10 protein-coding genes are annotated in these 7195 nt (G+C 51.9%); all 10 read right to left on the bottom strand.

Annotated elements, in window-relative coordinates:
• Positions 1–49 precede the first annotated feature (49 nt).
• Positions 50–745: a 7-cyano-7-deazaguanine synthase QueC gene (gene queC / locus D6694_02305; protein ID RMH47298.1), complete on the bottom strand. Its 696-nt coding sequence runs from the start codon at positions 743–745 to the stop codon at positions 50–52.
• Between the two features lie 17 nt (positions 746–762).
• Entirely contained in the window at positions 763–1404 is a 642-nt protein-coding gene (gene queE / locus D6694_02310; protein ID RMH47299.1) for a 7-carboxy-7-deazaguanine synthase QueE, read from the bottom strand.
• Between the two features lie 4 nt (positions 1405–1408).
• Positions 1409–2164 carry a tol-pal system protein YbgF gene (ybgF, locus tag D6694_02315; protein RMH47300.1) on the bottom strand — a complete coding sequence of 252 codons (756 nt, stop codon included), beginning with the start codon at positions 2162–2164 and terminating at the stop codon, positions 1409–1411.
• 17 nt (positions 2165–2181) lie between these two features.
• Complete coding sequence (gene pal / locus D6694_02320; GenBank protein RMH47301.1) at positions 2182–2703, bottom strand: peptidoglycan-associated lipoprotein Pal; 522 nt, start codon at positions 2701–2703, stop codon at positions 2182–2184.
• A gap of 64 nt (positions 2704–2767) precedes the next feature.
• Entirely contained in the window at positions 2768–4105 is a 1338-nt protein-coding gene (gene tolB, locus D6694_02325; GenBank protein RMH47302.1) for a Tol-Pal system protein TolB, read from the bottom strand.
• A 7-nt stretch (positions 4106–4112) separates the two neighbouring features.
• On the bottom strand, positions 4113–4952 hold the full coding sequence (gene tolA / locus D6694_02330) for a cell envelope integrity protein TolA (protein ID RMH47303.1): 840 nt from the start codon (positions 4950–4952) through the stop codon (positions 4113–4115).
• A complete protein-coding gene (gene tolR, locus D6694_02335; GenBank protein RMH47304.1) occupies positions 4949–5374 on the bottom strand; it encodes a protein TolR in 426 nt (141 codons plus the stop codon). The genes tolA and tolR overlap by 4 nt, the downstream gene beginning before the upstream one ends.
• A gap of 3 nt (positions 5375–5377) precedes the next feature.
• Positions 5378–6079 carry a protein TolQ gene (tolQ, locus tag D6694_02340; GenBank protein ID RMH47305.1) on the bottom strand — a complete coding sequence of 234 codons (702 nt, stop codon included), beginning with the start codon at positions 6077–6079 and terminating at the stop codon, positions 5378–5380.
• A complete protein-coding gene (ybgC, locus tag D6694_02345) occupies positions 6069–6494 on the bottom strand; it encodes a tol-pal system-associated acyl-CoA thioesterase (protein ID RMH47306.1) in 426 nt (141 codons plus the stop codon). Before ybgC ends, tolQ begins: the two co-directional genes overlap by 11 nt.
• The coding region (ruvB, locus tag D6694_02350) for a Holliday junction branch migration DNA helicase RuvB (protein RMH47307.1) at positions 6491–7195 on the bottom strand (705 nt) is incomplete at its 5' end. The genes ybgC and ruvB, both read right to left, overlap by 4 nt.

Genomic DNA, 7195 nt, shown 5'->3' on the forward strand with positions numbered 1-7195 from the left:
GGGCACAACGAGGAATTCGGAGGCGCGATTATACTCTGCTGGCATTAATTTAGAAAGGCGCGGTGTCCTGATAAACGGTTGGGTCATCAATGCCTGCATGGACAAACCCTAAATGCCGTAAACGGCAACTGTCGCACCGGCCACAGGCGCGACCGGCATCATCAGCCTGATAACAAGAGACAGTCACACTGAAATCGACACCAAGCCGGTGCCCCGTTTGGATAATTTCCGACTTGCTCATTTTGATCAGTGGCGCATGTATTGTGAAAGGTCGCCCCTCGACGCCTCGGCGTGTGCCTAGATTGGCCACTTCCTCGAAAGCGCGAATAAACTCTGGACGGCAGTCCGGATACCCCGAATAATCCACCGCATTCACGCCAATAAAAATATCGTCCGCATTCAGCACTTCGGCCCAAGCAAGTGCGAAAGATAAAAAAATTGTGTTTCTCGCCGGGACATAAGTGATGGGAATCCCTTCTGTCGACGATTCCGGCACCGCAAGACTTTTGTCCGTCAACGCCGAGCCGCCAAAGGCGCCAAGATCAATGCGCGCAACTCGATGCGTAACCGCGCCCAAAGATTTTGCCACTTTTTTCGCGGCTTCCAGCTCAACATGGCTGCGCTGTCCATAATCAAAACTCAATGCGTAGCACTGATAGCCAGCATCCCGCGCAATGGCGAGCGCCGTGGCGCTGTCAAGCCCCCCCGACAACAACACGACCGCTGACTTTGACTGCGTGTTCATGTGTGACTCACCCCTCATCAACGTCCGGGCTCATCGCCCCAAATGATCTTATGTAGCTGGATCTGCATACGCACTGACAATCCGGCATCAAGAATCCATTGTGCCAAATTTTCCGGCGGCAATTGTCCGTAATTGGGTGAAAACAAGACCTCACACCGTTCGTGCAAACGATACTCATCTAGCTTCATGCAGGCCCAGTCAAAATCTTGTCTATCACAAATCACAAACTTGACCTGATCGCGAATCCCCAATGCCTCAATATTTGGCCAGTAATTGCGCGCCATCTCGCCTGACTTTGGCGTTTTAATGTCCATAACCTTAATCACGCGGGGATCGACATCCCGTATATCCAGCGCACCGCTGGTCTCCAGCGATACCTCATACCCGGCATCACACAAGCGGCCGAGTAATTCATGGCATGACGGTTGTGCAAGCGGCTCACCGCCTGTGACCGTGACGAAGTGCGCTGGATATTCGCTCACTTTCTGAACTACTTCGTCAATCGCCATGTATTGACCGCCGGTGAATGCATAGGCTGTATCGCAATAATGACAGCGCAACGGGCAGCCTGTCAGTCGCACAAATACGGTTGGCCAGCCGACCGTTCTTGACTCCCCCTGAATCGAATAGAAAATCTCTGTGATACGCAGTCGCGCCATGCGATTAGCCGTCGAGATTCTTTAATTTTTGTGCGGCAACACGCGCAGCTGACGACTTCGGATATTGTAGCGTCAGCTTTCGCCACACAGACTGTGCCGTTTTTTTATCACCGCGACGGACGGCAATTTCACCTAATTTCAATAGGGCATCTGGTGTTTTGCTCGAGTTTGGATATTTTTCGGCAACCAAATTAAACTCGACAGTTGCCTTGTCAAGCTCGCCAGTGACAAACAGGACTTGCCCAAGCCAATAATGCGCGTTCACTGCCAAACGGCCATTGGGATATTTGGCCAAGAAGGCGCGATAGGCCGTGATCGCTTCCTCGTATTTTTTTTCTCGAACCAAGGGAAAGATACGCTCGTACGCTTTCGCCTCAGCGGCCGGATCAACGGTGACTGTACTGCTTGCCAGCGGCTTGGGCTTGGTTTGTCCTAAGCTTTCCAGCCGCTTTTGCATATCAGCCAGTCGAGAGTCAACGTCCTTATAAATTTCACGCTGGCGTTCAGTCAATTGATTGATTTGAAATCCATGCTGCTCAAGCAACCCTCTCAGCTCACGAATTTCCGACTGAAGTTCCGCCAATTTGAATTGCATATCAACCAGCGCCTGATTACGCGCTGTCTGTGCTGTTTCAAGTTTGGCGATGCGTTCTTCCAGCGACAATGGACGTTCAACTTCCGCACTCATGACGGAAAAAGGGCCAGCCCATATAGCCAGCCCCATTGTCGCGGACAACCACCAGCGCCCGCTGTTCATCATACAACTCCCTCGAACAATTAGTCGTTATAGCGAATTTCGACCCGACGATTCTTCGCCCACGCTTCTTCATTGTGGCGCGGATCGACTGGACGTTCTTCGCCATAGCTCACAATCTGCATTTGGCTGTCGGACACACCGAGTGTACGGAAAATGTCGGCCACAGCTTTCGCACGACGCTCGCCAAGAGCAATGTTGTATTCGGGCGTGCCACGCTCATCCGCATGTCCTTCCAACACGACATTGATTTCAGGATGCTTGGCAAGGAACTCACCGTGCGCCTGCAACAGCTCACGAAACTCAGGCTTGATTTCCGATTTGTCAAAATCAAAATAAATGGTACGTTGCTTACGTTTCTCAATATCAGCTTCGCGCGCCAGTTCTTCGGCAGACTTCTGTTCAGGCAGTTCGTTAGTCACTACCTCGGTGTTCGCGGCCTGCTGCTCTGTTTCAGCAGAACTTTCTACGGTTTGGTTGCTTCCACAGCCCACAAGAAATAAGACGACCCCCAAAGCGACCAGTTTTGTGAGAACATTTTTCATCTTTTTTGCTCCTTACGCACAATCACACAAAGTAATATTACGCTTTATACACGCGTTTACCCATCTAATTCAAGAACGGCGACCACGCTGGTGCGCGAATTTCGCCGTCCTTTGAATGCAAAATAGCTCGAAATCGCCCGTTGGTGGATACCGAGGCCAAAACACGCCGCCCCCTCGATACGGCAGCATATATTACCATACTCCCGTTAGGCGCGATACTCGGTGATTCATCCAATTGTGTTTCCGTCAGTGGCGTGATAAACCGGCTTTGCAAATCCATCACGGCGATATGAAACTGGCCATTAACACGGTGAACAAGCACCATCTGCTCACCAATCGAGCTAAATTTCGCACTGGCGTTATAATTTCCTTGAAAAGTAAGACGCTCAGTCTTACCGCTGGCAAAATCATAACTATAGATTTGCGGGCTTCCCCCACGGTCCGAAGTAAACACAAGTCCCGAGCCATCGGGCCACCATTCAGGCTCCGTATCGATCGCCCAATGACGTGTAATCCTCGTCAACGCCCGAGTTTCGAGATCGAGCACATAAATCTCCGGATTACCGTCCTTCGATAGCGTGATGGCTAATTTTCGACCATCCGGCGACCACGCCGGCGCACCATTAATTCCCGGAAAGTTTGACACAACCTTTCGCTCGGCTGTATACACATTTTGCACGACAATATTGCTGCGCCGACCTTCAAAAGATACATACGCTAACTGTCGGCCATCCGGTGACCAGTTTGGGCTCATAATCGGGTGCTTGGATTTCACTAAGGAAAAAGCGTTAAACCCATCCCAGTCAGCCACCCACAACTGATAGGGCCACTCGCGGCCACGCTCCACAGTCACATAAGCAATTTTTGTCGAAAATGCGCCTTTTTCACCGGTGAGCGCTTCATACACCAAATCAGCGATACGGTGGGCATACCGACGTAACCCATCGGCCGGTACGATGGCTGTGCGCGATAACAGCACATTGCCCTGCCGCTCGATCAACTCGCCGTTTATCAAAACTTGCCGTTTGGTGTCGGCGAACACATCTACCAGTGCAAAAGTGACTTCATACTCACCACTAGCCAATGCCTTGACACGACCGATCACTAGGGCTTCAACGCCTACCTTACGCCATGGTTCGAGCGCTACTTGTTCGACAGTACTTGGACGTGCTGGCAAATCCGCCAGCGGGATAGGCCGAAAACGGCCAGAGCGGCGCATGTCGCTGTTGACCACCATGGCCACATCAGTGGCGGGCACCGTGCCCTCGATCAAAAACGGGACAACGGCGATGGGACGTGCATCCTCCAAACCTTTTGTGATCTCGATTTCGATAGCAGCCCGAACATGGACAACCGTCAACAGCCAAACTATGGCCGCAACAAACAATTTGCTGGGTTTCATGTGTTAATTACCCCTTGGTTTCAGGACGCAGTGTAATGAAAATTTCGCGCAACATCCGGAAGACATCTGGATCGTCCGAGACAGGCAACGGTTCCGCTTTGCGAACCGCCACAGTGGCATCACGACAGGCGGCTGGTTCACCCTCTAGGCACTGGATATCAATCACCAACCCACCCGGTGATACACGAATTTTCAGTCGTGCATAGCTCCCGCCAATCCAGGCTCGTTCGATTTTCGCCTGAATTAAGGCTTGATAGCGCTTGAGCTCACTTTCAATCTGTTTCTGACGTTGTTGCCTTGCTGTTTCTTCAGCCAAACGTTTTTGCTCGGCTTCCAATTGTGCAGCAAGTTGCGCTTCGCGTTCTGCCTTTTCACGCGCCAAACGCTCTGCTTCCAGCCGTTTTTGCGCTTCCAATGCTTTTTTTCGAGCTTCTTCGGCCTTTTGCTTGGCTAACTTCGCTTCTCGTTCCTTACGTTGACGTTCGCGCTCAGCTTGCTTTTTCCGTTTTTCTTCTAGCGCCCGCTTTCGCGCCGCTTCGCGCGCTTTCTTCAGTTCAGCAGCGCGCTTGCGTCGAAGGCGTTCAATTTCCTTTTGTAGTCGGCGACGCTCTGCTGCTTCCTTCTCTTTTCGTGAACGTATCTGTTTGACGAGCGCCTCCACTTTTTTCTCATCCACCGCCACCGCCGTAGGAATTGCCGCCATGGCTTTTGGCACATCGGTGAGCACCACTTCCGGCAGCGCCTTCGGTTTTGCAGTTTGACTATCAAACCACCAAATGCCCGCGATCAAGGCTGCATGCAAAAGCAAGGCAAGTATCAAATACGGAAAAAGGCTCGGCTCCCTCACCGCGTCTCCTCCGGTGCCACCATCAAGTTCACTTTGTTGACGCCTGCCTGCTTGAGCGCGACAAACAACCTCACCACTTTGCCATACGGCACCCCCTCATCACCATTGACAAAGACGTCCGCCGCAGGTGTGACCTTTTTATGGGCGCGCACTAACGTCACTAATTCGGCAAGCGGCATCGGATCGCTGTGCTCACTGCCAACACTCAAATAATAACGACCTTTTGCATCGACCGTCGCTATCAAGGGTGTTTCCGCGGTCGCTGGCAAGGGCTCCCCTTCAGCATTCGGCAAATCGACTTTGACCCCTGCCGTAATAAGCGGGGCCGTAATCATAAAGATAACGAGCAGCACCAGCATCACGTCGATATACGGCACCACGTTAATTTCCGCCATGGGTTTGCGTCGTTTGCGCACTTCCATGGCTTATTTCACCTCTCCATCCGCTCGAGCATTGGCGTGTGCGCGACGATGCAGTAACCCCGTGAATTCCTCAACGAAATAACGATATTGATTTTCGAGCTTCTCAACGCGTGCCGTAAAGCGGTTGTAGGCCACCACCGCAGGGATGGCAGCAAAAAGCCCCATGGCCGTCGCCACCAGCGCTTCTGCAATGCCAGGCGCGACCATGGCTAGCGTCGCTTGCTTGACGCCACCGAGCGCGATAAAGGAATGCATGATTCCCCACACGGTGCCAAACAAGCCAACATATGGCGTCACCGAGCCAATGGTGGCCAAAAGTGGCAAGTAGTTTTCAAGGGCATCGATTTCTCTGGCAAAAGTCACTCGCATGGCGCGTTGGGCTCCATCCATCACCGCTTCAGCCGAGGTGCCTTGCTGCCGACGCAGACGCAAGAATTCCTGGTAGCCAGCATAAAAAACACGCTCCAATCCAGCGAGTAGCTCTTTACGTTGGCCTAGCGCCTGAAACAACTTATTCAAATCGATTCCAGACCAGAACTGTTGTTCAAACTTTTGTGCCCTAGATTCGGCTTTCCGATACATGGTCATGCGCTGGGCAATGACAGCCCATGACACAATGGATGCCAACAGCAACAAAATCATGATGAGTTTGACCAAAAGACTGGCCTGAAGGAATAGGTCAATGATTGAAATTTCAGCCGCCAACGCTCCACTCCTTTCGTAATATTTCTGGCAAAGGTCTTGGTTTCATGGTCGACAATGTGACGCAGGCCACTTTAACCCAAGCTTTCGCGTAAATCATGTCCGGTTGATGACGATCTGTGATCCTTTGCACAAATGAGACACTCGCGCGCCCAATCCGTTCAATCTCAGCCGTGGCCCATAGGTGATCATTAAACCGCGCGGGACGCAAGTAATCGATGTCCATATGTGCCACCGCAAAGGCAATATCTTGATCAATCAACAGTGTTTGATCGAGCCCCAACGCACGCAGCCATTCAGTCCTCGCCCGCTCCATAAATTTCAGATAATTGGCATGATAAACAACACCCGCGACATCGGTGTCCTCGTAATAGACAGTCACTGGCCAACGAAAGTGGTTGTTTTGGTTCTGACTCATTCTTTCGACCGTTTTGGCGACACGAAACCAAAATGTTGATACGCCTTTGTGGTGGCCACCCTGCCACGCGGAGTTCGGTGCAGGTATCCTTGCTGAATCAAATAGGGTTCAATCACTTCATCGATGGTGTCTTTTTCTTCACCAATCGCCGCCGCCAAACTTTCAACGCCAACCGGGCCGCCATCAAACTTTTCGATAATGGCCAGCAGCAGCTTACGATCCATCATATCAAACCCTTTTGCATCAACGTCCAGCATGTCGAGTGCCTGTTGTGCGATTACCGCATCAATACGACCTTCACCACGTACTTCGGCAAAATCCCTGACCCGGCGCAGCAAGCGGTTGGCAATCCGCGGTGTCCCGCGAGAACGACGTGCGATCTCAACCGCACCCTCATGATCGATTGGCACCCCGAGAATTCCAGCTGCCCGCACAACAATCGCGGTCAGATCCTCGACGGAATAAAACTCAAGACGTTGAACAATCCCGAAACGATCACGCAGCGGGGATGTCAAAAGCCCAGCCCGTGTCGTAGCGCCCACCAACGTAAACGGCGGCAATGTCAGTTGGATGGAACGTGCAGCCGGCCCTTCCCCAATCATGATGTCTAGCCGATAATCTTCCATCGCCGGGTATAAAATTTCTTCAACCACGGGACTCAATCGGTGAATTTCGTCCACAAACAGGACATCACCAGGCTC

Source organism: Gammaproteobacteria bacterium (assembly GCA_003696665.1).
GTDB lineage: Bacteria > Pseudomonadota > Gammaproteobacteria > Enterobacterales.

Excerpts from the sequence above, each read along its gene's own strand:
- tolB (RMH47302.1), bottom strand. The coding sequence starts at position 4,105 with ATGAAACCCAGCAAATTGTTTGTTGCGGCCATAGTTTGGCTGTTGACG.
- queC (RMH47298.1), bottom strand. The coding sequence starts at position 745 with ATGAACACGCAGTCAAAGTCAGCGGTCGTGTTGTTGTCGGGGGGGCTT.
- ybgC (RMH47306.1), bottom strand. The coding sequence starts at position 6,494 with ATGAGTCAGAACCAAAACAACCACTTTCGTTGGCCAGTGACTGTCTAT.
- pal (RMH47301.1), bottom strand. The coding sequence starts at position 2,703 with ATGAAAAATGTTCTCACAAAACTGGTCGCTTTGGGGGTCGTCTTATTT.
- queE (RMH47299.1), bottom strand. The coding sequence starts at position 1,404 with ATGGCGCGACTGCGTATCACAGAGATTTTCTATTCGATTCAGGGGGAG.
- tolR (RMH47304.1), bottom strand. The coding sequence starts at position 5,374 with ATGGAAGTGCGCAAACGACGCAAACCCATGGCGGAAATTAACGTGGTG.
- ybgF (RMH47300.1), bottom strand. The coding sequence starts at position 2,164 with ATGATGAACAGCGGGCGCTGGTGGTTGTCCGCGACAATGGGGCTGGCT.